This window comes from Streptomyces sp. CB00455, from assembly GCF_001905445.1.
Lineage (GTDB): Bacteria > Actinomycetota > Actinomycetes > Streptomycetales > Streptomycetaceae > Streptomyces.
The window spans coordinates 662,437-687,573 of sequence record NZ_LIVQ01000001.1; the positions used below are offsets into that span (position 1 = coordinate 662,437).

The window sequence follows — 25,137 nt, forward strand, 5'->3', positions numbered from 1 at the left end:
CTCGGCTGGCGCTAACGGTGGCGTGCGGGGGCGGGGGCGGAGGGAGCGGCGCCGAGGCACAGCCCGGCGAGGCTGCTCTGCAGCAGGGTGTGGACGAACAGCAGGTCGCATCCGCCGGGTCCGGCGGCCGCGATCCGGTGCGGGGTGAGCGAGTCGAAGTGCGCGCTGTCGCCCGGCTCCAGCAGGTGCTCGCCCTCCCCGAGGTGCAGCCGGAGCCGACCGCTCAGCACGTACAGCCACTCCTCCCCCGGATGGACGCGGACCAGCTCGCCCTGCCCCCGGCCGTGCGGGACGTGCACCCGCAGCGCCTGCATTCCGCGTCCGGAGCTGCCGGCCTGCCAGTACGTCCACCCGTCGGCCTCGCGGGCGCCCGGGGCGCCGGCCCGTACGATGGGATCGGCGACGGCGGGTGTCTCGCCGAGCAGTTCGGAGACGGTCGTGCCGTAGGTGCGGGCGAGGGTCAGGAGCAGCGGCAGGGACGGCTGGCGCCGCCCGGTCTCCAGGCGGGAGAGGTGGGCGGGCGAGAGCCCGGCCCGCGCGGCGGCGGCCTCCAGGGTCAGCCCGGCGCGGCGTCGCAGCTCACGCAGTTGCGGGGCTACGGCGGCCAGCTCGCCGCCGGGTGCCTCCTCGGGGCCGGCCGCCTCGTCGGGGCCGGTGGCAGGACCGGGTGTCATGCTCCGATTGAGCCAGATACTTACCTTCCTGGCAACGCGCTTTGCCTCTGAGGCAAAATCACTCGGTGTCCTCCCGCACGGTGCCCTGACCGAGCACCGTCTCCACCGTGTCGGCCTGCCCCGCGGTCTTGTCCGGGCGGTGCCTGAGCACCCGCGCGAAGCGCAGGGCGACCCCGGCCGGGTAGCGCGGCGAACGCTGGAGTCCGTCGTAGGCGATCTCCACCACCAGTTCGGGGCGCACCCGGACGGTGAAGCCGTCGTCTGAGGTGGCGAGCGCGCGCAGGGCCTGCGTCTGCCAGCGCAGCATCTCGTCGGTGAGCCCCTTGAAGGTCTTGCCCAGCATGGCGTAGGTGCCGTCGGCGGCGCGGGCGGCCAGGTGCAGGTTGGAGAGCAGTCCGGTGCGCCGCCCGTGGCCCCACTCTGCGGCGAGGACCACCAGGTCCAGGGTGTGCACCGGTTTCACCTTCAGCCAGTTCCTGCCGCGCCGCCCGGCCGCGTAGGGGGAGTCGAGTCCCTTGACCATCACCCCCTCGTGGCCGCGGCGCAGGGTCTGCGCCCAGAACTCCTCGGCCTCGGCGCCCTGGGCGAGCGGGTCCCCGACCACGAGGCGGCGGACGCGCGCGGTCTCGGGGACGAGGGCGGCCAGCGCCGCGTACCGCTCCCGGACCGGAAGGTCGAGCAGGACGTCCTGCCCGGCGGCGAGGACGTCGAAGAAGCGGACGGCGACCGGGAGCGTCCGCCGGGCGGCCGCGACGTCGATGCGGGAGCCGACACGGCTCGCGATCTGCTGGAAGGGGACCGGGCGCCCGTCCGCGGCGACGCCGACGACCTCCCCGTCGAGGATGAACCGCTCCCCCGGCAGCGCCCGGGCCAGCTCCGTCACCTCCGGCAGCCGGTCGGTGATCTCGTCCAGGGAGCGGGTGTAGACGCGCACCTCGTCGCCGTCGCGGTGCACCTGCACCCGGATCCCGTCGAGCTTCTCCTCCACCGCGCAGGGCCCGACCGCGGCCAGTGCCTCGGCGAGCGACTTGGCGGTGCCGGCCAGCATGGGCTGTACGGGCTGCCCGACGCGGAGGGTGAAGCCGCCGATCGCCCCGGCGCCCTGGGCCAGCACGGCCGCCGCGACCCGGGGCAGCGACCCGTCGAGCATCACCGCCCGCCGCAGGTCCGCGGCCGCCACCCCGGCGGCCGCGGCGACGCCCTCCAGGGCCACCGCGTCGAGCGCGCCCTGGCGCACCTCCCCGGACAGCAGGCTGCGCAGGAACCGCTGCTCCCCCTCGGTGGCCGCGCCCAGCAGGCCGGTCAGGATCCGGCGGCGCTCGGCCTGCGACCCGGTGCCCGCGACGGCCGCCAGCTCCGTCACTGCCGCGTCCACGGCCGGGACGGTCAGGGTGGGGTCCGCAGCCGGCTGCACATCGTGCCCGAGGGTGCGCCAGCCGATGCCGGGCCGGCCCTGCGGAAGGCGCCCCGCCAGGTAGGAGATCACCAGCGCGGCCTCTTCGGGGGGCGCGGCGGCGAAGAGCTCCGCGAGCAGGGCGGTCTTTCGGGACCGGGCGGAGGTCTCGGCGACCTCCCGGGACACACGGGCGACTTCGGCGAGCAGCATGCGGCCATCCTGCCGCCGGGAAGCCCGTGGCGCAGGTCGGACCGTCGGGAAGCGCACCGCGGGCGCCCCGACCACCGCGCGGACCGGTCCACGGGGGCGGCGTACCGCGGGCGCGGTATGGAGGACGGCTCGCGTACTCCTCGGGAAGGTGGGGACATCCCCCTGCGGGCTCTCGGGTGCGCGGCGCCCGGCGTCTAGGGTTCCCCTATGAAGCTCCGACTGCCCGGACGCCGCCGGGACCGCCTGCTCGCCGGCGCGGCCGCGCTCGCCGTCGTCGCGGGGGCCGGCACGTGGGCGGCGGCCGCCCCGGCCGGTGACGCGCCGGCCGTGCACCGCGAGGACCAGGTGCTGGACATGCCCGGCGCCGCGATCGACACCTCGTACTTCACCTCCGGCGGCGGGGCGGGTGAGGGAGGCAAACGTCCCGCCGTGCTGCTCGCGCACGGTTTCGGCGGCAGCAAGGACGACGTGCGCGCGCAGGCGGAACGGCTGGCCCGCGACGGGTACGCCGTCATGACCTGGTCGGCGCGCGGCTTCGGCCGTTCCGGCGGCCGGATCGGGCTGAACGACCCCGCCTACGAGGTCAAGGACGTCTCCCGGCTCCTCGACTGGCTCGCCGCCAGGCCCGAGGTGCGGCTCGACGCGGCGGGCGACCCGCGTGTCGGCGTGTCCGGAGCCTCCTACGGCGGGGCCGTCTCGCTGCTCGCCGCCGGTCACGACCGGCGGGTGGACGCGATCGCCCCGCAGATCACCTACTGGAACCTCGCCGACTCGCTCTTCCCGAACGACGTCTTCAAGAAACTGTGGGCGGGCGTCTTCTTCACCACCGGCTCCACCGGCGGGATGCAGGGCGCGCCGCAGGGTCCGCAGGGCCCGCAGGGCCCGCAGGCGGTGCCCGATCCGCTGGCCGCGCCCGGCTGCGGGCGCTTCCAGCCGGAGCTGTGCTCCATGTACGAGCGGGTCGCGGTGGCCGGGAAGCCGGACCCGCAGGCCCGTGCCCTGCTGGAGCAGCGCAGTCCGTCGGCCGTCGGTGACCGGATCAAGGTGCCGGCCCTGATCGTGCAGGGCCAGGACGACTCCCTCTTCCCCCTGGACCAGGCCGACGCCATGGCCAAGGCCGTCGCGGCGAACGGCGCTCCCGTCTCCGTCGACTGGGCGGCCGGGGGCCACGACGGCGGGATGCGGGAGACCGGCCGGGTCGAGGCCCGGGTGACGGCCTGGTTCGACCGCTATCTGAAGGGCGACGAGGGGGCGGACACCGGTCCGGCCTTCCGCGTCTCGCGCTCGGGCGGCATCGACTCCACCGACGGGGAGGTGAAGCTGCGCGGCGCGAGCGGCGAACGTTACCCCGGGCTCGCCTCCGGCCCGCGGCGGTTCCCCCTGACCGGACGCGAGCAGACCTTCGCCAACCCGGCGGGCGGCGCACCCCCCGCGCTGTCCTCGCTGCCGGGCATCGGCGGGCAGCTGGCGGCCTTCGGCGCCGGGATCTCGCTGGACTTCCCCGGGCAGAACGCCCGCTTCGATTCCCGTCCGCTGAGCGAGGGCATGCGGATCACGGGAGCGCCGACCGTCACCCTGAAGGTGCGGTCGACGGCCGCGGACGGTACGGCCGTGCTCTTCGGCAAGGTGTACGACGTGGGACCGGACGGGCGCCAAGCGGTGCTGCCGAGCCAGCTGGTCGCGCCGGTGCGGGTGGAGGGCGCGCAGGAGGGCGCGAGCGTCGAACTGCGGCTTCCCGCGATCGACCACCAGGTCGAGGCCGGACACCGGCTGCGGCTGGTCGTCGCGGCGACGGACCTCGGCTACGCGACCCCGGCCGCGCCGGCCGCGTACACGGTCTCGGCTCAGGGCCCGCTCGCCGTCCCCGTGGCCCCGGAGGTGCGGACCGCCTCGGCCGCACTGCCCGCCTGGACGTGGGGGCTGCCGCTGGGCGCGGCGATGCTGGCCGCGGCGCTGCTCGGGACCCGGCGCACCGGGCGGGGGCCGGCGGGGACGCCGGCCGGGGCGGCGCAGCCCGGGGCCGCACCGGCCGGCGTACCGCTGGAGATCACCGGCCTGACGAAGCGCTACGCGAAGGCCCAGGACCGGTACGCGGTGCGGGACCTGTCCTTCCGGGTGGAGAAGGGGCAGGTGCTGGGGCTGCTCGGGCCCAACGGCGCCGGCAAGACCACCACCCTGCGGATGCTGATGGGGCTGATCTCGCCGGACGCCGGGGAGATCCGGGTGTTCGGGCACGTGGTGCGGGCGGGGGCGCCGGTGCTGTCGCGGGTCGGGGCCTTCGTCGAGGGCGCGGGATTCCTGCCGCACCTGACGGGCCGCGCCAATCTGGAGCTGTACTGGCAGGCGACCGGACGCCCGGCCGGGGACTCGCACATGGCCCGGGCGCTGGAGATCGCCGGGCTCGGCGACGCGCTGGAGCGCGCGGTGCGCACCTATTCGCAGGGCATGCGGCAGCGGCTCGCGATCGCGCAGGCCATGCTCGGGATGCCGGACCTGCTGATCCTGGACGAGCCGACGAACGGTCTGGACCCGCCGCAGATCCGGGAGATGCGCGACGTGATGATCCGCTACGCGGCCGGCGGGCGGACGGTCATCGTCTCCAGCCACCTGCTGTCGGAGGTGGAGCAGTCCTGTACGCACCTGGTGGTCATGGACCGCGGCAGGCTGGTGCAGGCGGGGGCGGTCGCGGAGATCACCGGTGGCGGGGACACGCTGCTGGTGACGCTGGCCGGGCCGGTGGAACCGGTCGTCGTCGAGAAGGTGGCGGCGCTGGAGGGGGTGGGCTCGGTGGTGGCCGCCGATGACGGGCTGCTGGTACGGCTGGAGGGTGCGACGGCGGCGGGGCTGATCGCCGAACTCGTGCGGCTGGAGGTGCCGGTGACCGGAGTGGGACCCCACCGCCGGCTGGAGGACGCCTTCCTGACCCTGATCGGAGGTGCGGCATGAGCGCCGCGGAGATCGTCCAGGAGGTGGCCCCGGGCTACCGGGCCGCCCGTACGCTGCCGCTGCGCGTGGAAGCACTGCGGCAGTGGCGCCGGCGGCGGACGCTGGTGATGGGCGGGGTACTGGCCGCACTGCCGTTCATCATGGCCATCGCGTTCGCGGTGGGCGGCGGCCCGGACGGGCCCGGCGGGGGCAACGGCAGGATCACGCTGATCGACACGGCCACCGCCTCGGGCGCCAACTTCGCCGCGACCTGCCTGTTCGTCTCGGCGGGCTTCCTGCTGGTGGTGCCGGTGGCGCTGTTCTGCGGTGACACCGTGGCCTCGGAGGCGAGCTGGTCCTCGCTGCGCTACCTGCTGGCCTCACCGGTGCCGAGGGCGCGGCTGCTGTGGAGCAAGCTGGTGGTGGCGCTCGGCTTCAGCCTGGCGGCGATGGTGCTGCTGCCGGTGGTGGCGCTGGCGGTGGGCACGGCCGCGTACGGCTGGGGGCCGCTGAAGCTGCCGACGGGAGGCGCGCTGGCGGCCGGGGACACCGCGGCGCGGCTCGCGCTGGCGGTCGCCTTCGTCTTCGTGTCGCAGCTGGTGACGGCCGGTCTGGCGTTCTGGCTGTCGACGCGGACGGACGCGCCGCTGGGTGCGGTGGGCGGCGCGGTCGGGCTGACCATCGTCGGCAACGTGCTGGACGCGGTCACCGCGCTCGGGTCGTGGCGCGAGTTCCTGCCGGCGCACTGGCAGTTCGCGTGGGCGGACGCGCTGCAGCCGCAGCTGGAGTGGGGCGGGATGGTCAAGGGGGCGGCGGTGTCGGTGTCGTACGCGCTGGTGCTGTTCGCCCTCGCCTTCCGGGGCTTCTCCCGCAAGGACATCACCTCCTGAGGGAGCGCGGTGCGAGCGGGAGGCCCCGGGGAGGCTCAGGTCAGCAGGCGGACGGGTGACCCCTCGAGGAAGGCCTGGATGTCCTCGACGGCCTGCCCGTAGTACGTGGCGTAGTTGGCCCGGGTGACGTAGCCCAGGTGGGGGGTCGCCAGCAGCCGGGGTGCGGTGCGCAGGGGGTGGTCGGCGGGCAGCGGCTCGCTGTCGAACACGTCGATGCCCGCGCCCGCGATCCGGCCCGAGTGCAGTGCGTCGAGGAGCGCCGGCTGGTCGATGATCGCCGCCCGGGAGGTGTTGACCAGGTAGGCGGTGGGCCGCATGAGGGCCAGCTCGGCGGCGCCGACCAGGCCCCGGCTGCGCTCGCCGAGGGCGAGGTGGACGGAGACGAAGTCGCTGCTCGCCAGCAGCTCCTCCTTGGACGGGGAGAGCTGCACCCCCACCTCGTCGGCGCGCTCCGCGGTGAGGTTCGGGCTCCAGGCCGTCACCTCCATGCCGAAGGCGAGCGCGACCCGGGCGACCCGGCTGCCGATCTTGCCGAGGCCGAGCAGGCCGAGGCGCCGCCCGTGGAGGTCGGCGCCGACGGTCTGCTGCCAGGGGCCGCCTTCGCGCAGGGCGGTGTTCTCGCGGACGAGGCCGCGCGCCAGGCCCAGCAGGAGGGCCCAGGTCAGTTCCACAGGCGGGGTGGAGGAGCTGGCGGTCCCGCAGACGGTGACGCCGTGGCGGCGGGCGGCTGCGAGGTCGATGACCGAGTTGCGCATGCCGGAGGCGACGAGCAGGCGCAGGCGTGGCAGCCGGTCCAGGAGCGAGGCCGGAAAGGCGACCCGTTCGCGCAGGGTCACGACGATGTCGAAGCCGGCCAGCCGGTCGGCCAGCACGTCCTCGTCGTCGAGGTGGTCCGGGAAGCCGACCACCTCCACGCGGCCGGCCAGCGGCGACCAGTCGGCGGCGGTGGTGGCGACGCCCTGGAAGTCGTCGAGGAGCGCGCAGCGCAGGACCGGCCGCCCGGGCACGGCAGGGCCGCTCTCGGCGGGCATGGCCGTCACGCCGGGACCCCGGGGGCGATGGCGTCGATCTCGGCGAGGAGTTCGGCCTCCAGGGGGCGGTCGGCGACGGCCGCGTTGGCGCGTACCTGTTCGGGGGAGGTGGCGCCCGCGATGACGGAGGCGCAGCCGGGCTGGGCGACGAGCCAGCCGATGGCGAGTTCCAGCACGCTGCGCCCGTACTTCTCGGCGAGGGCGGCCAGCGCCTCGACCACGTCGAGCCGTTCCGCGGTCAGGTAGCCGTCGCGGCCCTCCAGGCGGGAGCCGGCCGGGACGGGCGCGCCCCGGCGGATCTTGCCGGTCAGGAGACCGTTGGCGAGCGGGAAGTACGGCAGGACGCCGACGCCGTAGTGCAGGGCCGCCGGGACGAGCTCGCGCTCGGCCGACCGCTGCAGGAGCGACCATTCGTTCTGCGAGGACACGAAGGGGACCGCGCCGGTCTCGCGGGCGGTGTGGGCGGCTTCGGCGAGCTGCCAGCCGGTGAAGTTGGAGTGGCCGATGTAGCGGACCTTGCCCTCGGCGACGAGTTCGGTGAGGGCCGCGAGGGTCTCGGCGAGCGGGGTGGCCGGGTCGGGGCTGTGCAGCTGGTAGAGGTCGATGTGGTCGGTGCCGAGGCGGCGCAGGGACTCCTCGACGGCGCGCCGGACGTAGGCGCGGCCGCCGCGGGCGCCGGCGGCCGGCCCGTACTTCATGTCCATGCCCGCGAAGCCGAACTTGGTGGCCAGGACGACCTGGTCGCGGCGGCCCTTGAGGGCTTGGCCGAGGTGGCCCTCGGAACCGCCGAGGCCGCCGTAGATGTCGGCGGTGTCCAGGAGGGTGATGCCCGCGTCGAGGGCCGCGTCGACGACGGCGCGGGTGGCGGCGGCGTCGAGGCGGCCGCCGAAGTTGTTGCAGCCGAGTCCGACGGCGGACACCCGAAGACCTGAACTGCCCAGGGGGAGATGGCGCATGTGTTTCGTCCTCCACACTCGTCGCACTCGTCGCACTCGTCGCACTCGTCGGGCAACCGGTACATGATCGACCGCTGGGTCAGTCTAGGCGGGCCGGGAGACGGGCATCCGTGGCCGGCGGGAACCGGCCGGGCGCGCCCGGCCGGTTCCCGCGGCACGACACCGGTCCCGCCCGCCCCGCCCGCCCCGCCCGCCCCGGCTGCCTGGCCGCCCGGCCGCCCGGCCGCCCGGCCGCCCGGCCGCCCGCGGCGGCGTCCTACCGCAGGCGTGCGGCTCCGGCCGAGGGGGCCGCCGCCGTGATGCGCGGGGGCGTGTGGCCCGCCCGGCGGAACGCCTCCGTCACCGCGTCCGCCACCGCCTGCTGCGCGTCCGCGTCGACGAGTGCCAGGGCCGAGCCGCCGAAGCCGCCGCCCGTCATCCGGGACCCGTGGGCGCCCGCCGCGTCGGCCGTGGCCACCGCGAGGTCCAGCTCGGGACAGGAGACCTCGTAGTCGTCGCGCAGCGAGAGGTGTCCTTCGGTGAGCAGCGGGCCCGTCTCACGCAGCCGCCCGGCTGCCAGCAGCTCCTCCATCCGCCGGACGCGTTCGTTCTCGGTGACGACGTGCCGCACACGCCGGCGCCCGACCGGGTCGGCCAGGCGGGCCAGCGCCTGCTCCAGCTCGCCGTACGGGATGTCGCGCAGGGCCCGTACGCCGAGTGCGGCGGCCGCCTGGTGGCAGGAGGCCAGGCGCCGGGCGTACGCACCGTCGCCCAGGGCGTGCTTGACGCGGGTGTCGATGACCAGGAGGCTCAGACCCGCCGACGCGCAGTCGAAGGGGATGTGCCGCTGTTCGAGGCTGCGGGTGTCGAGCCGCAGGGCGTGCCCCTCGATGGCGCACGCCGAGGCCATCTGGTCCATGGCTCCGCAGGGGACGCCGACGTAGGCGTTCTCGGCGCGTCGGGCGAACGCCGCCAGTTCGGGCCGGGTGAGCGGCAGTTCGTACAGGTCGGCCAGGGCCAGGGCGGTGGCCACCTCCAGGGCGGCGGAGGACGACAGGCCGGCGCCGGCCGGTACGTCGGAGCGTATGTGCAGGTCGGCGCCGCCGACCGGGAGTCCGGCGTCGCGAAGGGCCCAGAAGACCCCGGCCGGGTAGGCGGCCCAGCCGTCCGGGCCCTGGGGAGGGTGCCCGGGACCGAGCTCGGCGAGGGTGAGGGTCACCACGCCGGACGGGGCGCCGTCGGAGTGCAGCGCGATCGTGCCGTCGGTGCGCCGGGCGGCGGCCACTTCGGTGCGCTGCGGCAGGGCGAAGGGCAGGACGAAGCCGTCGTTGTAGTCGGTGTGCTCGCCGATCAGGTTGACCCGGCCTGGAGCCGCCCAGACCCCCTCGGCCGGGTACCCGTACAGCTCGTGGAACTCCTGGGCCGTCCGGCTCACGGGGTCGCCACCTCACGCAGCCGCGCGGCCGCGTCCTCGGGCCGGACGTCGTTCATGTAGGCCTCCATACCGGACTCGGTCCCGGCGAGGTATTTGAGCTTGTCGGCCGTGCGCCGGACGGTGAAGAGCTCCAGGTGCAGGGCGAAGTCCTCGCGGCCCTCGCCGACGGGGGCCTGGTGCCAGGCGGAGATGTAGGGGGTGGGGCCGGTCAGGCCGAAGAGGCGGTCGAAGCGGCGCAGGAGTTCCAGATAAATCCGGGGGAACTCGGCGCGGGCGGCGTCGCCCAGCGCGGGCAGGTCGGCGACGCGGTCGTGCGGGTGGAGGTGGACCTCGTAGGGCCAGCGGGCGGCGTAGGGGACGAAGGCGGTCCAGTGCTCGCCCTCCAGGACGATGCGCGAGCCGTCGGCCCGTTCGGAGGCCAGCACCTCTTCGAAGAGGTTGCCGCCGGTGGCGGCGCGGTGTGCGACGACGGTGGCGAGCATCCGGGTGGTACGGGGGGTGACGAAGGGGAAGGCGTAGATCTGGCCGTGCGGATGCGCCAGGGTGACGCCGATCTCGGCGCCCCGGTTCTCGAAGCAGTAGACCTGCCGGGTTCCCTCGCGGGCGGAGAGTTCGGCGGTGCGGTCGGTCCATGCGGCCAGCACCAGCGCGGCGCGCTCCTCGTCGAGTTCGGCGAAGGAGGTGAGGTGGTCGGGGGTGAAGCAGATGACCTCGCAGCGGCCGGAGTCGCCGGCGAGGGAGGGGAAGCGGTTCTCGAAGACGGCCACTTCGTAGTCGGGGGCCGGGATCTCGCTCGCCCGCCCTTCGGTGGAGGGGCACAGCGGGCAGGCGTCGGCGGGCGGGTGGTAGGTGCGGCCCTGCCGGTGCGAGGCGATGACCACGTGGTCGCCGAGCAGCGGATCGCGCCGTACCTCGGAGGTGGTCGCCGACGCGTCGAGCGGCCGGGTGTCGGGGAATGCGCGGGCCGCACCGTCGCCGGTGTCGTAGTAGAGGATCTCGCGGCCGTCGGCGAGACGGCTGATCGTGCGCTTCACGTGCGGAACTTCTCTCACTGGAGGGTGACGACCGTGGGACGGCCGAGGTCGGGCTGGTCGCGCAGGGGCAGTTCGGTGCCCGGGCGCTCCAGTTCGAGGACGATGATCTCGTTGGTTCCCTGCTCGCGGGTGCGCCACAGGGGGCCGGGGGCGTAGAGGCTGCGCTGCGGGCCGCGGAGGGTGTCGTAGTGGCCGAGGAGGAAGCCGTTCAGCCAGACGAGGCCGGTCCCCCAGCCGGACATGTCGAGGAAGGCGTCGGCCGGCGGGCCGGCGGGGGCGTGGGTGAAGCGGTGGAAGACCGGCTCGCCGGGGGCTTCGGGAAGGCCGGTGGCGAAGTCGAGGCCGCTGAGGTCCGTGAGCGGCAGGGGGCGGATCTCCCATTCGAAGAGCTGCTGGTGGCCGTGGCGGACGCCCCGCCAGATGCCCTTGCGGTCGTCGAGGAGCGGGCCGTAGTTGACCCGGCCCTGTGCCCGGACGAGCACGTCGAGGACCGCGCCCGCCTCGCCGACGGGCAGGTCGAGCCCCTCGTCGGGGGCGTTGCGGTCGAGGATGCCGAGGGGCACTTCGTCGGCGAAGACGTAGGCGCGGTCGCCGAGGCCGTCGATCCTGACGGGCATGGCGGGGCGCGGGCCGGTGATCGTGGTGCGGTAGTGGATCAGTCCGTGGCTCTGACCGAGCCGTTCCATGGACTCGGGCGCGGGCCGCAGTACGGGGGGCCCGCCCAGGAGGTCGAGGCGGTCCAGCAGCGGCGCGGCGCCGGCGGGGGTGGCGAGGGCGGGGGTGATGCGCGGCAGGGGCTCGGGCAGGGGCGTGTCGGGCAGCTCGACGTACTTGCCGATGACCTCGCGGAAGGCGTGGAACTTGGGGGTGAGCTCGCCGGCTTCGCCGATGGGCGCGTCGTAGTCGTAGCTGGTGACGGTGGGCTGGTAGCCGGCCTCTCCGGGGCGGGACCCGGTGTGGTTGGCACCGGCCCAGAAACCGAAGTTGGTGCCGCCGTGGGCCATGTACAGGTTGACGGAGGCGCCGGTCGCCAGCAGCTCGTCGAGCGACCGGGCGGCCTCCTCGACGGCGCGGACGTGGTGCTCCTCGCCCCAGTGGTCGAACCAGCCGATCCAGAACTCCATGGCGGCGAGCGGGCCGGTCTTCTGGTAGCGCCGCAGGACGCCGAGGCGTTCGGCCGGCTCGGCGCCGAAGGTGGCGGTGGCGAGCCGGCCGGGGAGCGTGCCGCCCTGGAGCATGGCGTCCTCGGGGCCGTCGGCGGTGAAGAGCAGGCAGTCCACGCCTCGTTCGACGAGGGCCCGCTCGACGTGGGCGCGGTAGCGGGTGTCGTCGCCGTAGGAGCCGTACTCGTTCTCGATCTGCACCGCGACCACGGGACCCCCGCGGCCGGCGAGGAGGGGCAGCAGCTCGGGGACGACCTGGTCGAACCAGCCGTCCACCTCGGCCTCGAAGCGCGGGTCGGAGCAGCGCAGGTGCAGGCCGTCCACGGCGAGGAGGCGGGCGGGCAGGCCACCGAAGTCCCATTCGGCGCAGATGTAGGGGCCGGGGCGGACGATCGCGTCGAGGCCGAGGTCCTGGGCGGTGCGCAGGAAGCGGCCGAAGTCGCGCCAGCCGGTGAAGTCGGCCTTGTCGGCGGCGGTCTCGTGGAAGTTCCACGGGACGTAGGTGTCCACGGTGTTCGCGCCCAGCGCGCGCAGCCGCTCCAGCCGGTCTTTCCACAGGTCCGGGTGGATCCGGAAGTAGTGGACGGCCCCCGAGACGATGCGGTGGGGGCGGCCCGCGCGCCGGAACCCGTCCTGATCGTGCGTGAGCATGCGCTGGCTCCCGAGAGGCGTCGAGATGCTGGGAATGCGGGACTCCGCCGAATATATGAACGTACCGACCGCGCCGTCAATGAACAGTTGATCGCAACCGATCGAATCGATCGGTTCGATTCCCTATCATGACGCTCGCACGCACGCGGGCGCGAACCTGCCGGGTACGTGTGCCTATAGGCACCAGCAGACCTCGCGCGCCGACCACGGTCCGGATCCGGCGCGCAGACCGCAGGGGGACACCTTGAGACCACATGTGGACCGGCGTCAGGCGCAGGTGCTCGCGCTCGTGCGGGCGCGGGGCAGCGTACGCGTGGCCGAGCTGGCCCGGGAGTTGGGCGTCTCCCCCGTCACCCTGCGGCGGGACATCGAGGCGATGGCGGCCCGGGGCGAGATCCGGCGCATGCACGGGGTGATCACCCGGGTGGAGCGGGGGCGGGACGCCGCCGGGCGGGACGCTCCGCCGGGGGCGGGGGCGGGGGCTGCGGACGGGCGGGTCCCGGGGGGCGCGCTCCGGGACGGCGGGGGCCTGCTCGTCGGGATGGTGGTGCCCACGACCGACTACTACTACGGGGACGTCGTACGCGGCGCCCGCGCGGCCGTCGAGGCGCGCGGCGCACGGCTGCGGGTCGGGCTGACGCGGTACCTGCCCGACGAGGACCGGACGCAGGCGGACCGGCTGCTCTCCACCGGGGCGCACGGACTGCTGCTGACCCCGAACTGGGAGGCGGGGTCGCCCGGTCCCGGCGAGGGGGACTGGACCGCCGGACTCCCGGTCGCGACGGTGCTGGTGGAGCGCTGGGCCCCGCCGGGGCATCCGGCGGCGGAGCTGGACCGGGTGGCCTGCGACCACGCGCACGGCGCGGCCCGGGCGGTGCAGCACCTGGCGGGGCTGGGACACCGGCGCATCGCTCTGGCCAGCCGGACCACCCCGACCACGGAGCGGCTGCGGGCCGGGTACGGGGCCGCCGTGGCCGCGCTCGGGCTGGAACCGGCGCCGGCGTGGCCGCCGACGGGGCACGGCCCCCTCTCGGACGCGGACCTGTTCGCCCGCACCCTGGACTACCTGTGCGACGCGGTGACGGCGGGCGGGGTGACGGCGGCGCTGATCCACAGCGACACGGACGCGATCATGCTGATCCCGCGGCTGCAGGCGCGGGGGGTGCGGGTGCCGGAGGACCTGGCCGTGATCACCTACGACGACGAGGTGGCCGGGATGGCCGACGTACCGCTGTCCGCGGTGGCGCCGGCGAAGCGCGAGGTGGGGGCCCGGGCGGCAGACCTGCTGCTGGACCGGCTGTCGGGCGGGAGCGCGCTGGACGGGCCCCGCCAGCACCTGGAACTGCTCCCTCGCCTGACGATCCGCCAGTGACGCACCGGACGCCCGGGGCGCGCCGCCCGTAGCGGCCCGCCCCCGCGGGTCCACGCTGGAAGCCCGCGCCGGGCCGCCTGTACCGGTCCGCACGACGCGGCTGTGGGGGCCGCCCCGTCTGTCCCGACCGGGCGGTGCTACCCGGCCTCGGCCGAGGGGGCGGCTGCCGCGACCAGACCCGCCAGGTGCGATCGGCCCCGCGCGAGCAGGCCGGGCAGTTCGGCGGCTTCCGGGTACCAGCGCTTCTCGTACTCCCAGCAGAGCCAACCGTCGCGCGGCGCGGCGGCCACCGCCCGGGCCAGCGGCAGCGCTCCCCCGCCGAGCCCGAGCGGGGTGAGATCCTGCGCCGAGGCCACGTCCTTGACCTGCACGTACCCCAGGTGCCCGGCGAGGGCCTGCCGCGAGCGCTGGGGATCCTCGCCTCCCAGCCAGGTGTGCAGGACGTCCCACAGCGCGCCCGCGGCCGGATGCGCAACCTGGTTCAGCACCCGGGCCGCGGCGACGCCGGTCCGGTGGGAGTCGTGGGTCTCCAGCAGGATCCGCACGCCGTGCCGCCCGGCGAACGGCGCGGCGGCCCGCAGCCTGCGCACGGCGTTGGCGTCGGCGGCCGGCCCGGACAGGGAACCGCCGCCCGGGAAGACCCGTACGAAGGGCGCTTCGAGATCGGCGGCGAGCCGTACCAGCGCGCGCAGTTCGGCGAGCACCGCGCCGTCCGCACCGGCGGCGGCCACGTGTGTGTAGCCCGCGACCGCGAGGACGGCGACGCCCGCCCCGGTCAGGGACCGCAGCGCGGCGGCGCGCGCGGCGGCCGGGCTGCCGGGGTGCAGGGGCTCCTCGGGGTGGGCTCGCAGCTCCAGGCCCGCGAACCCGTGCTCGGCGGCCAGTGCGGCGCAGCGCTCCAGTGGCGCTCCGGGCAGGCCCAGCGTGGAGAAGGCGTACTTCACGGGCGGCTCCCCCCGGGCGGGGGCGGCGCCGTGGAGGCGCGCACCAGCAGCTCGATGGGCAGGGTGGTCCTGCCGCCGGGCGGGGGCGGCCTGCGCCCGGTGATCTGGTGGGCGGCGAGGGCGGGGGCGGTGTCCGCGCAGAACGGCAGGTCGTCGAAACCGGCGACGGAGACGTCCGCGGGGATCCGCAGGCCCGCCTCGCGCAGGGCGGCGGCCACTTTGGTGGCGACGGTGTCGTCGGCCGCGGCGACCGTGGCGAAGGGGGCGCCGCGGCGCAGCAGTTCCCGGGTGGCATCGCCCCGGCCGGTGGGTGCGAGGGCGCTCTGCAGGGAACCGGCGAGGATCCCGAAGAAGCTGTCGGCGACGTCGTGGACGAGGACGCCGACGAGGTCGGAGGTGGCGGCGGCGAGGGCGCGGGCGGGGCCGTTGGCGATGTAGCCGAGCTCCTCGACGGCCTGCCCCACGCGGATCCGGGTGCCGCCTGCCAACGGGTAACCGCCGCTCTGCACGCGCGAGACGGTGGCGGGCGACACTCCCGCGTGCACCGCCCCTTCGGCGAGAGTCACCGCCATCGCGCACCCCTCGTTCTGCTGGTCCCGTGGCCCCGGTCATCGTCTCATCCACCGTAGGGATCACCCCGCTGTTCGGTGACGCGGCGGGTGAGGCGGGACGGCACGGCCTCGGCCTCGGCCTGCGTCTCGGATCCGGCGCGTGCGCTCAAGGGCCCGCCCCTGGTGTGGAACCAGCCGCTGTCCGCGATGCCGTCCCGTCCGGCGAGTGTGGCCTCGCAGTCCACGGGGGCGGTGCGGCGGCCGGCTTCACGGATCTCGGCGCGACGGCGGGTGCCGTCCAGGAGAGGGTGGTGCGGCCGGCATGAGTGCTCGGCGCCGGGCCGGTGGGAGCGTGGTCCGAAGGGTGACATAACGTGCCCGCATGGATCAGGAGCACATATCCGGGGGCGGCGACGGCGCGGCGAGGCGGCGGTTCCTCACCCTTGCGACGGGTGCGGCCGCGGTGGCCGGCCTGGGGACCGTGGCGGGCTGTGCGGGCGGGGGCGCCGGTGCGGACGGGGGCGCCGGTGCGAACGGACACGGCGGGGGCAGGGCCGGCGGGTCACCCGCGCCGAGCGGCAAGCCGCCCGCGGCCGGGCCCGGCTCCTTCGACGTAGCGGCGGAGAACGCCCGGCCGGGCCACGCCGACTGGCCGGTGACCAAGGCCGGGCCGTCCCGGGCCGTCGAGGGCTTCGCGGACCGGGTCAGCGTGCTGCCCGGTGAGTCCTTCGGGCTGTACGTGTCCACCACCGCGCCGCGCTTCACCGTCTCCGCCTACCGGATGGGCTGGTACGGCGGGGCCCGGGCCCGGCTGGTGTGGCGCTCCGAGGCCGTGCCGGGCGCGCGACAGCCCGAGCACACGGTGGATCCCGGCACCCGGATGGTCCGCACGCGGTGGACCCGGACGGCCACGGTCGACACCAAGGGCTGGCCCGAGGGCTGCTACCTGCTGCGACTCGACGCGCAGGGCGGGGAGGGCCAGCGCTTCGTGCCGCTCACGGTCCGGTCGGCGGCGACGGCCGGCCGTACGGTCGTGGTCAACGCGGTGGCGACCTGGCAGGCCTACAACCGGTGGGGTGGTTACGGCAGTTACGACGGGCCCGGTGGCGGCTACGCGGCGCGCTCCCTGTCGGTGACCTTCGACCGGCCCTACGAGTACGACGACGGCGCGGGCCTGTTCCTCGTCTACGAGGCTCCGCTGATCGCGCTCGCCGAACGGCTCGGGATACCCCTGGCCTACACGACGACCACCGATGTGGCCCGGGAGAAACGGCTGCTGGAGGGGGCCGCGGCGGTGCTCTCCCTCGGCCACGACGAGTACTGGTCTCCCGAACAGCGGGCGCACTTCACGGCCGCCCGGGACGCCGGCACCAACCTCGCGGTCCTGGGCGCGAACTGCTGCTTCCGCCGGATCCGTTTGGAGGCATCCGATCTCGGGCCGGACCGCACGGTCGTCTGCTACAAGTCCTCCTACGACCAGGATCCGGGCTTCAAACGGGGCCATCCGGCGACGGTGGACTTCCGTTCCGCGCCCGGCGCGGACCCGGAGAGCTCACTGCTCGGCGTGATCTACGACGGCTATCCGGTGGACGCGCCGTATGTGGTGACCAACCCGGGCCATTGGCTCTTCGAGGGCACCGGGGTGAAGGCGGGGGACCGCTTCGAGCACCTGGTGGGGGTGGAGTACGACAAGGTCGACACGGGTTTCCCGACGCCCCGGCCGATCGAGATACTGGCCCACTCCCCCGTCGTGTGCGAGGGCCGGCCCAGCCACCAGGACACGGCGTACTACACGGTGCCCAGCGGGGCGGGGGTCTTCGCGACGGGCACGATGCGGTGGGTGGAGGCGCTGGACGCGAAGGGCGACGGCCGCGGCGGCGCGAACCACGGGCTGGACGCGCGTGCCGGTGCGCTGACCACGCGGGTGACGGAGAACCTCCTGCGGGTGTTCGCGGCGGGTCCGGCCGGGCGGACGCATCCGGCGCAGGACAACGTCAAGGCGGTGTACGGGGGTTCGTGAGAGCCCCGCGGGTGACACCCGACGGGTGGGATCCACCGCCACGACGGGGCTCGGCCGGACGGCAGACGGTGTTCGGTGCGCCCGTGTCCGGGCGGATCCCGATGCAGGCGCCGCCCGTGTCCGGGCGGATCCCGATGCAGGCGCCGCCCGTGTCCGGGCGGATCCCGGTGCGGGCGCGCACCCCGTACACCTCGGCCGGCAGCTGCTCGGGGGGCACCTCGCCGGGCGGTCCGGAGGCGACCACCCGCCCGCCGGCCGACACGTACACCCGGTCGCAGAGGCGGCACCGAGGGGGGCTCCGGCGTCGCCCCGGCGGCGGTGAGGGGGCGCGACCTCCGCCAATCGATGAACCTTGGCCGTGGCCGGGCGGCGGGCGGCGCTCATCCGGCGCCGATCAGGGATGATGGAGCCCATGAGCGACCAGCCCTCCCTCCGCCACAACCTCCACTTCGAGAACCTTGAAGGCGAGAGCAGGACGAGCTCCGACGGCCATGTCCTGCGAGCGCTTTCCGGCCTCACCGTCGTGACGTGTGCCTGCGGCTTCAAGACCGAGGCCATGCCGAGCGACGACGCCCGCCTCGTGTACGAACAGCACCGTCACCTCATCAAGGACGAGACAGGTGCTGCCGGGGCCTGACACCCGCCGACCGCACCGCGCGACCCGCCACGGGTCACCGGCCCCGCACGCATGCACGCACGGAACCCCACCGGATCCCGGTGGGGTTCTGTGTCGGGTTCTCTGTCGTCGCGACACGGAGGGCCAGAGCCCTCCGTCTTCTGTGCAGGGGCGGCAGGATTCGAACCTGCGGCCTTCGGTGTTGGAGACCGGCGCTCTGACCAGCTGAGCTACACCCCTTCGGCGAGACCAACCATGACATGCCCCGCCGCCGAGATCCATTGAATAGTGCGGGCAACCGGGTGGAATCCGCGCGTCCGGGTGCGGTCCGGATGCCCGCCGCCGGTCGAGCGGCCCGGCGTTCCGCGGGGGTGGCGGTCGCCCGTCCCCCCGTCCGCGCCGCGCAGCGGGAGCCGCCGCCCCCGGCGCGCCCCGGCCTCCGACGCCGCACCACCCGCGCAGCCGTCCCCGCGCACCGGCGCCCGCCCGCGTACCGGCGCAGCCGCCCCCGCGCACCGGCGCCCGCCGCCAAACCCCGCCGCGCAGCAGCCCGTTGCCCGGCCCGGACGGCCCCGCCGACGGGCCGCGGGATCCACCGGAACGGGCGGTGGTGAACACCGCGCCGGGGGATGCGATGCTGGCGGCCGTGCGCCGGCCCGCCCAGCAGGCTCTTCGGTCCGGCGCAGCCCGCTGCCGCCCGTCCCGGGGGAGGCGGCGGGGCCGACTTCGGGATAAGTGTTCGGGATAAGTGTTATCGAGGCCCCTCTCGATGGTCTCCCACACATCGGGCATCATCGACCGCCGGTACGGACAGGGAACATCAACATGAGCACTCAGCACACGGCAGCGCTGGTGGCAGCGGCCCGCGCGGGCGATCCCCGCGCGCAGGACGAGCTGGTCGGCACCCACCTGCCGCTCGTCTACAACATCGTCGGACGGGCCCTGAACGGGTCGTGCGACGTGGACGACGTGGTGCAGGACACGATGCTGCGGGCCCTCGACGGGCTGGGCGGCCTGCGTGCGGACGAGAGCTTCCGGTCCTGGCTGGTGGCGATCGCCATGAACCGGGTGCGGGCCTACTGGCAGGCCCGCCAGAGCGGTTACGGCGAGAGCACGCTGGAGGACGCCGGCGACGTGGCGGACCCGGGGGCCGACTTCGTCGACCTGACGGTCGTCCGCCTCAACCTGGCGGGCCAGCGCAAGGAGACCGCCCGCGCCACCCGCTGGCTGGAGCCCGACGACCGGGCGCTGCTGTCGCTGTGGTGGCTGGAGTGTGCCGGGGAGCTGACCCGGACCGAGGTGGCGGCCGCGCTGGAGCTGTCCCCGCAGCACGCCGCGGTGCGCGTGCAGCGGATGAAGGCGCAGCTGGAAGCGGCGCGCGTGGTGGAGCGGGCCCTGGAGGCGCGGCAGGGCTGCGAGGAGCTGAGGGTGGTGCTGGCGGGCTGGGACGGCCGGCCCTCGGCCTTGTGGCGCAAGCGAATAGCCCGGCACGCGCGCGAGTGCATACGGTGCTCCGGCCTGTGGAGCGGTCTGGTTCCGGCGGAGGGCCTGCTGGCCGGACTGGCCCTCGTACCCGTCTCTGCGGCCCTGCTGGCAGGGGTGCGCGCGGCGGGGGCGGCCGGCTTCGACCCGGCGGACGCGGCCTACGCCGACGGCCCGGGGGCGGACTTCGCGGACGCGGTGTCCCACCTGGACGCGGACGGCACGACGGTGGTCGGCAACCGGGGCGCGCTGCGCAAGCGCAGGCGCAGCCGCAGCCGCCGCCGGGTGATCGGCGGCGCGGTGCTCGCGGCGTGCGTCGCGGGCGGCGGCCTGGTGTACCTCGGCACGCTCCCCGGTTCGGGGACCACGGAGGCGGGCGACGCCGCGACCCCCGCTCCCCCGGCCGCCCTGTCGGCGACGGAGGCCCCCCTGGCCTCGCAGTCTGCTTCGCCCTCCGCTTCCGCGTCCCCGTCGGCGTCGGCGTCGGCGTCTCCCTCGGCCTCCGCTTCCGCCTCGCCGAGCGCCTCCGCGAGCCCGACCCCGGCGCCGAGCCGCAGCAGCGCCCCGTCCCCGCGGCCGTCCGCCCCGGCGCCGGCTCCCGCTCCGCCGGGGGTGGCGGGGCAGGTCGTGGCCCTGGTCAACTCCGAGCGGGCGGCGGCCGGCTGCGGCCCGCTGAAGGAGGACCCGCAGCTGCGTGCGGCGGCGCAGGGGCACTCCGACGACATGGCGAAGCGGGACTTCTTCTCGCACACCAACCCGGACGGCGCGGATCCCGGCAAGCGGACGACCGCCGCCGGGTACCGCTGGTCGACGTACGGGGAGAACATCGCGAGGGGCCAGCAGACCGCGCAGTCCGTCATGGACTCCTGGATGAAGAGCCCGGGACACCGCGCCAACATACTCAACTGCTCGTTCAAGGACATAGGTGTCGGCATCCACCAGGGTGCGGGCGGCCCGTGGTGGACCCAGAACTTCGGCGCCCGCTGACCTGGGCGCACTTCCGGACGGGCCGGCGGGGCGGTGTCCCGCAACGCCGGCCCGGGCGCCGGACACCGGCGGTCTCCCGGAGGGCGGGCGCCGCGCCCTGAGACCCGGTGAACCTTTCCCGGTCACAGCACTGGCATCAGGCTTCCCGGTGGCGCCCCGAACTCCCCCACCCCGGCGAGATCACCGTGCGGATGCCGGCCGCCACCACGACCGGCTACGCGGACTACGTCCGGGGCCCGCAGTTCATCGCCGCGCTGTACGAGGATCCGTTCCGGCAGTGGACGGCGCAGGAACGCGTGCGGATCTCGGTGTCCAAGCCCCTCGTGAGGCCGCCGGGTTCGGGCTTCGCCCACTCGCACGCGAACTGGGTGCCGATCGCGACGGCCGCCACCCAGGGCAAGGGCGGCACCGTCCAGAACACCGGCACGGAGGTCCTCGGCGCCCCGCCGACCACCTGGGCCCGGAGAAGGAATTCACGCCGGCCGGGTAGGCCGTCCCACCCGGATCACCGGACCGTCGCCTGCCCGCGCGCCAAGTCCCGCGCCCCGCGGATGCCCCGCGTGCCTCCCATGCCCCGCGTGCCCCCGGCCCCGGCGGCCCGACCCTGTGCCCGCGGCGCTGTGCCCGCGACCCTGCGCTTCCCGCTTCCCGCCACCTGCCGGCCCCCGCCCGCCCGCCACGTACGGGAGCGGCGCCGCGCTCAAGGGCGGGTCGAGACGCCGCCCCGGATGTCCTCCCGCGGATCACAATGGGGGCAGGATGGGGACTGGAGACAAAACGGCTGATCACGGCGGTGAGGTGACGCGCATGGCCAGGCGGATCCTGCGGCCGCATCAGCGCGAGGCCGTCGACGCGGTGGTGCGTGCACTACAGCTGCCCGCCCACGGACGGGTGCCCGCGACCGGGCTCCGCACCCAGGTGATCATGGCCACTGGTTCGGGCAAGACCCTCGTCGCCGTCCGCTCCGCCGAAGAGCTGCGGGCCCGCCGGGTGCTGGTGCTGGTTCCCTCCCTGGACCTGCTGGTGCAGACGGTCACGACCTGGCGGGAGGGCGGCCGCACCGGCCCGGCCCTGGCCGTCTGCTCGCTGCGCGAGCAGGACGCCGGGGTGCCCACCACCACCGATCCGGCCGTACTGGCCGACCGCGGCGGCCCGTCGGTGGAGCGGATCACCGTCTTCGCCACGTACGCCTCGCTGGGCATGGGCACCCTGGAACGTGCCCACCGCGCCGGACTGCCGGGCTGGGACCTGGTCGTCGTCGACGAGGCGCACCGGACGTCAGGGCGGATCGGCAAGCCCTGGGCGGTGGTGCACGACAACGCGCGGATCCCCGCCTCCCGCCGGCTCTACCTGACGGCCACGCCGCGCGTCTGGCAGGACGGCGAGGAGCGACCCGGCGCGGACGGCGGACCGCACCGCCGCGGCGCACTGCTGGCCTCCATGGAGGACGATCCGACGGGGCCGTTCGGGGCGCGCTGCCACACGCTGTCGCTGTCCGAGGCCATCGACCGCGGGATCTGCGCCCCGTACCGGGTGGTGTGCGTGGACGTCACCGATCCGGATTTCCGGGCGGCCGTGCTCCTCGGCCGGGAGGGGCGCTCGGACGCGGTGCGCGGGGCCCGCCTCGCGGCCCTGCAGACGGCCCTGGTCAAAGCCGCCGCGCACGAGGGGTTTAGGCGGACCCTGGTGTTCCACCACCGGACCCGGGAGGCCGAGGCCTTCGCGGCCGGCCTGCCGGCGGTGGCGACCCGGCTGCGGCTCGGCAGCCGCAGTCCCCGGCCGGCCTACCCCCGTACGGTCTGGGCGGACTGGCTGTCGGGGCAGCACACGGCCGCGCACCGGCGCCGGGTGCTGGGCGCGTTCGCGGACGCCCGGATGGCGGACGCGGCCTTCCTCGGCAGTGTCAGGGTGCTGGGCGAGGGCGTGGACACCAGGGAGTGCGATTCCGTCTACTGGGCCGACGTACGGGGGTCCATGCCCGATCTGGTCCAGGCGGTCGGGCGGGCGCTGCGGATCCGGCCGGGCGAGGGCAAGGTCGCCTCGCTGGTGGTGCCGGTGCTGCTCGGACCGGACGAGACTCCGCAGACGATGCTCACCTCGCGGGCGTACGGGGACCTCGCGCGGCTGCTGGAGGCCCTGCGGGCGCACGACTCCCGCCTGGTGGAGGCCCTGGCCCAGCCGCAGGCGCAAAGCCGGACGCCCGCCCCGGCGGCGGCCCCGGGAGGCGGAGCCGCGGCGCAGGCGCTGCTGCGCTTCTCCACGCCCCGGGACCCGGCGCTGCTGGCCGCCTTCGTCCGGCTCCGCGTCCTGCACCCGGAGCACGAACACTGGCGGCGCGGGATCGAGGCCGCCCGGATCTACGCGGCCACGGCCGGCGACCTCAAGGTGCCGTTCGGCTTCCGGGTGCCGGCGGGCGAGGGGGCGTGGCCGCCCGCGCTGGCCCGGTTCCCGCTCGGCCAGTGGATCGCGGACGCGCGCCGGACGTACCGCCGGGGCGCGCTCGGCCGGGAGCGGGTGGCGCTGCTCGAGGAACTGGGCATGGTGTGGAGCCACTTCGGCGTGGCCTTCGAGGAGGGACTCGCCTCGGCCCGCGCGTGGGCGGCGGAACACGGCCATCTGCTGCCGCCGGTGGAGGCCACCTGGCGCGGCGCGCCGGTGGGGGTGTGGGTCAAGAACCAGCGGGCCGCGGCCCGCCGTGAGGGGCCGGGCGCGCTGTCGGCGGAGCGGCGCGAGGCGCTCGAGGCCATCGATCCGTCCTGGTGTCCCGCCTGGGAGATCTCCTGGCAGCGCGCCTTCCATCTGACCCGGGTCCATCTGGACGCGGGCGGCCGGCTGCCGCTCGCCCCCGGGGAGGTGCTGGTCCAGGGCGAGGACCTGGGCGGATGGGTCCGCCACCAGCAGGTGAACTGGGAGCGGCTCTCGTGGGCTCAGCGCTGGCTGCTGGAGCACACGCTGGGACTGGCCCCGGCGGCTGCGGCGCAGCGTCCGCCGCCGCGCCGCAGCCATGCCGAAGCCTGGGCGGCGCACCTGGAGGCGGCCCGGCAGTTCCGCGACCGGGAGGGCCACCTGCGGGTGCCGCGTGCGCAGGTGGAGCGCGTCGGGGACCGGGAGGTGCGCCTGGGCGCCTGGATCGCCAACCAGCGCTCGCGCGCGGCCTCCCTCGCCCCCGAGCGGGTCGAGGCGCTGACCGCCCTGGGCATGCGCTGGCCGGCGGGGCGGGAGCGCCCTTAGTGGTGGAAGCCGGATCGGGGTTCGGTCGCGGGCGCGGGCTGCGGTGTGGCCCGGAGGTGTTCCAGGGCGCGGCGCATGTCGGCGACGAGCAGGGCGATCTGGTCGCGGGTGACGCCGTGCCGGATCAGGACGCGTTGGATGACCGTGTCGCCGCGGGCGGGGGGCAGCGGGTACGAGGGCACCTGCCAGCCGCGCATCCGCAGCCGGTCGGAGAGGTCGTAGAGGGTGAAGCCCGCTCCGGCCGGGTCGTCGAGCGTGTAGGAGACGGCGGGGAGCGCGCCGCGGCCGTCGTAGAGGAGGGTGAAGGGGCCCATGGCGGCGATCTCGGAGGCCAGGTACTGGGCGGTGTCGGCGCACGCCTGCTGCACGCGGCGGTAGCCGCCCCGGCCCAGGCGCAGGAACAGGTAGTACTGGGCGACGACTTCGCCGCCCGGGCGGGAGAAGTTGAGGGCGAAGGTCGGCATGTCGCCGCCCAGGTAGTCCACGTCGAAGACGAGGTCCGCGGGCAGCAGGTCGGCGGTGCGCCAGACGATCCAGCCGACGCCCAGGGGCGCCAGGCCGTACTTGTGGCCGGAGGTGTTGACGGAGGCGACTCGGGGCAGCCGGAAGTCCCACACCACGTCGGGGTGGAGGAAGGGTGCGACGAATCCGCCGCTCGCGCCGTCCACGTGGATGGGGATGTCCCAGCCGTGTTCGGCCTGGATCCGGTCGAGCTCGGCGGCGATCGCGGCGACGGGTTCGTAGTCGCAGGTGTAGGTGACGCCGAGGATGGCGACGACGCCGATGGTGTTCTCGTCGACGTACTCGGCGAGCTGGTGGGGCAGCAGGCCGGTGGCGCCGGGTTCCAGGGGGATCTGGCGCAGTTCGACGTCGAAGTAGCGGGCGAACTTGTCCCAGCAGATCTGGACCGGTCCGCACACCAGGTTGGGGCGGTCCACGGGGAGGCCCGCGGCGCGGCGGCGGGTGCGCCAGCGCCATTTGAGGGCGAGTCCGCCGAGCATGGCGGCCTCGCTGGAACCGGTGGTGGAGCAGCCGGTCGCGGTGGCTTCGGCGGGGGCGTTCCACAGGTCGGCCAGGATGTTGACGCAGCGGGCCTCGATCTCGGCGGTCTGCGGGTACTCGTCCTTGTCGATCATGTTCTTGTCGAGGCAGTCGTTCATCAGGCGGTGGACGCCGTCGTCGGACCAGGTGGTGCAGAAGGTGGCCAGGTTCTGCGCGGCGTTCCCGTCCAACAGGAGTTCGTTGCGGATGAGTTCGTAGACGACCTCGGTGGGCGAGTGGTCGTCGGGAATCCGGTATTTGGGGAGGATCTCGCCGCTCAGGGCGGATGCGAACACGTCCGTGTCGGGATCGGTCCCGCCGGCGTCCTTGGTCGTGTGGAGAGCCATATCGGGACTATAGGTGACTAACTCTCATATCACCCTCAAATGGCCACCTGCGCGGCCGCTCCGCCGCGCACCTTCCGGCCTTCTCTGCGGGTGTGACCCCTCCCATAGGGGTTCATGTCGGCCGTAGAAATTACCGTCAAGTAGGGTTACCCGCGTAGATCTTCCCGTCCGGGGCGCTGAGGCCGATCCGGACGGGAAGATC

19 protein-coding genes and 1 tRNA gene are annotated in these 25,137 nt (G+C 75.0%); 8 read left to right on the forward strand and 12 right to left on the reverse strand.

Going from position 1 to position 25,137, the window contains the following annotated elements; genetic code table 11:
• Positions 1–11 precede the first annotated feature (11 nt).
• The gene (locus tag AMK16_RS03100; protein WP_073908224.1) at positions 12–674 is read right to left on the reverse strand and encodes a helix-turn-helix domain-containing protein; all 663 of its coding nucleotides are present in this window, start codon (positions 672–674) and stop codon (positions 12–14) included.
• 58 nt (positions 675–732) lie between these two features.
• Positions 733–2,280, reverse strand: coding sequence for an ATP-dependent DNA ligase (locus tag AMK16_RS03105; protein ID WP_073908227.1), 1,548 nt, complete (start codon positions 2,278–2,280; stop codon positions 733–735).
• A gap of 207 nt (positions 2,281–2,487) precedes the next feature.
• Here AMK16_RS03105 and AMK16_RS03110 point away from each other — a divergent pair, with 207 nt between their 5' ends.
• Both AMK16_RS03110 and AMK16_RS03115 read left to right on the forward strand, forming a co-directional pair.
• A complete protein-coding gene (locus AMK16_RS03110) occupies positions 2,488–5,226 on the forward strand; it encodes an alpha/beta fold hydrolase (RefSeq protein ID WP_073908230.1) in 2,739 nt (912 codons plus the stop codon).
• A complete protein-coding gene (locus AMK16_RS03115) occupies positions 5,223–6,095 on the forward strand; it encodes an ABC transporter permease (protein ID WP_073908233.1) in 873 nt (290 codons plus the stop codon). Before AMK16_RS03110 ends, AMK16_RS03115 begins: the two co-directional genes overlap by 4 nt.
• A gap of 35 nt (positions 6,096–6,130) precedes the next feature.
• Here AMK16_RS03115 and AMK16_RS03120 read toward each other — a convergent pair whose 3' ends face one another.
• The 5 genes from AMK16_RS03120 to AMK16_RS03140 form a co-directional block, all read right to left on the reverse strand.
• Positions 6,131–7,126 (reverse strand): D-2-hydroxyacid dehydrogenase family protein, encoded by a 996-nt coding sequence (locus tag AMK16_RS03120; RefSeq protein WP_073908235.1) that lies wholly within the window; start codon positions 7,124–7,126, stop codon positions 6,131–6,133.
• Between the two features lie 5 nt (positions 7,127–7,131).
• Complete coding sequence (locus AMK16_RS03125) at positions 7,132–8,082, reverse strand: aldo/keto reductase (protein WP_073908238.1); 951 nt, start codon at positions 8,080–8,082, stop codon at positions 7,132–7,134.
• A gap of 256 nt (positions 8,083–8,338) precedes the next feature.
• On the reverse strand, positions 8,339–9,496 hold the full coding sequence (gene galK / locus AMK16_RS03130; protein WP_073908241.1) for a galactokinase: 1,158 nt from the start codon (positions 9,494–9,496) through the stop codon (positions 8,339–8,341).
• On the reverse strand, positions 9,493–10,530 hold the full coding sequence (galT, locus tag AMK16_RS03135; protein ID WP_073908244.1) for a galactose-1-phosphate uridylyltransferase: 1,038 nt from the start codon (positions 10,528–10,530) through the stop codon (positions 9,493–9,495). The genes galK and galT overlap by 4 nt, the downstream gene beginning before the upstream one ends.
• Positions 10,531–10,544: 14 nt before the next feature.
• Positions 10,545–12,344 (reverse strand): glycoside hydrolase family 35 protein, encoded by a 1,800-nt coding sequence (locus AMK16_RS03140; protein WP_073908247.1) that lies wholly within the window; start codon positions 12,342–12,344, stop codon positions 10,545–10,547.
• 244 nt (positions 12,345–12,588) lie between these two features.
• Here AMK16_RS03140 and AMK16_RS03145 point away from each other — a divergent pair, with 244 nt between their 5' ends.
• Positions 12,589–13,716, forward strand: coding sequence for a substrate-binding domain-containing protein (locus AMK16_RS03145; protein WP_073908250.1), 1,128 nt, complete (start codon positions 12,589–12,591; stop codon positions 13,714–13,716).
• A 137-nt stretch (positions 13,717–13,853) separates the two neighbouring features.
• Here the strand turns inward: AMK16_RS03145 and AMK16_RS03150 are convergent, their stop codons facing one another.
• From AMK16_RS03150 to AMK16_RS03160, 3 genes are read right to left on the reverse strand one after another with little or no spacing between them, the layout of a single operon-like run.
• Positions 13,854–14,660, reverse strand: coding sequence for a sugar phosphate isomerase/epimerase family protein (locus AMK16_RS03150; RefSeq protein ID WP_073908253.1), 807 nt, complete (start codon positions 14,658–14,660; stop codon positions 13,854–13,856).
• The gene (locus tag AMK16_RS03155; RefSeq protein ID WP_073908256.1) at positions 14,657–15,232 is read right to left on the reverse strand and encodes a substrate-binding domain-containing protein; all 576 of its coding nucleotides are present in this window, start codon (positions 15,230–15,232) and stop codon (positions 14,657–14,659) included. Before AMK16_RS03155 ends, AMK16_RS03150 begins: the two co-directional genes overlap by 4 nt.
• Before the next feature lie 44 nt (positions 15,233–15,276).
• A complete protein-coding gene (locus AMK16_RS03160; RefSeq protein WP_073908259.1) occupies positions 15,277–15,582 on the reverse strand; it encodes a hypothetical protein in 306 nt (101 codons plus the stop codon).
• Between the two features lie 11 nt (positions 15,583–15,593).
• On the opposite strand from AMK16_RS03160, the gene AMK16_RS03165 reads away from it, so the two are divergent.
• The gene (locus AMK16_RS03165; RefSeq protein WP_242438544.1) at positions 15,594–17,231 is read left to right on the forward strand and encodes a N,N-dimethylformamidase beta subunit family domain-containing protein; all 1,638 of its coding nucleotides are present in this window, start codon (positions 15,594–15,596) and stop codon (positions 17,229–17,231) included.
• 412 nt (positions 17,232–17,643) lie between these two features.
• Positions 17,644–17,868, forward strand: coding sequence for a hypothetical protein (locus tag AMK16_RS03175; RefSeq protein ID WP_143196788.1), 225 nt, complete (start codon positions 17,644–17,646; stop codon positions 17,866–17,868).
• A gap of 145 nt (positions 17,869–18,013) precedes the next feature.
• On the opposite strand, the gene AMK16_RS03180 is transcribed toward AMK16_RS03175, so the two are convergent.
• A tRNA-Trp gene (locus AMK16_RS03180) sits at positions 18,014–18,087 on the reverse strand.
• 585 nt (positions 18,088–18,672) lie between these two features.
• Here AMK16_RS03180 and AMK16_RS03185 point away from each other — a divergent pair.
• From AMK16_RS03185 to AMK16_RS03195, 3 genes are all read left to right on the forward strand, one after another.
• Positions 18,673–20,316 carry a sigma-70 family RNA polymerase sigma factor gene (locus AMK16_RS03185; protein ID WP_073908268.1) on the forward strand — a complete coding sequence of 548 codons (1,644 nt, stop codon included), beginning with the start codon at positions 18,673–18,675 and terminating at the stop codon, positions 20,314–20,316.
• A gap of 107 nt (positions 20,317–20,423) precedes the next feature.
• Positions 20,424–21,101: a hypothetical protein gene (locus AMK16_RS35690; RefSeq protein ID WP_143196789.1), complete on the forward strand. Its 678-nt coding sequence runs from the start codon at positions 20,424–20,426 to the stop codon at positions 21,099–21,101.
• Between the two features lie 22 nt (positions 21,102–21,123).
• The gene (locus tag AMK16_RS03195) at positions 21,124–23,547 is read left to right on the forward strand and encodes a DEAD/DEAH box helicase (RefSeq protein WP_073908272.1); all 2,424 of its coding nucleotides are present in this window, start codon (positions 21,124–21,126) and stop codon (positions 23,545–23,547) included.
• Here AMK16_RS03195 and AMK16_RS03200 read toward each other — a convergent pair.
• On the reverse strand, positions 23,544–24,935 hold the full coding sequence (locus tag AMK16_RS03200) for a glutamate decarboxylase (RefSeq protein WP_073908275.1): 1,392 nt from the start codon (positions 24,933–24,935) through the stop codon (positions 23,544–23,546). The two genes, AMK16_RS03195 and AMK16_RS03200, sit on opposite strands and share 4 nt — an antisense overlap.
• Between the last annotated feature and the right edge of the window lie 202 nt (positions 24,936–25,137).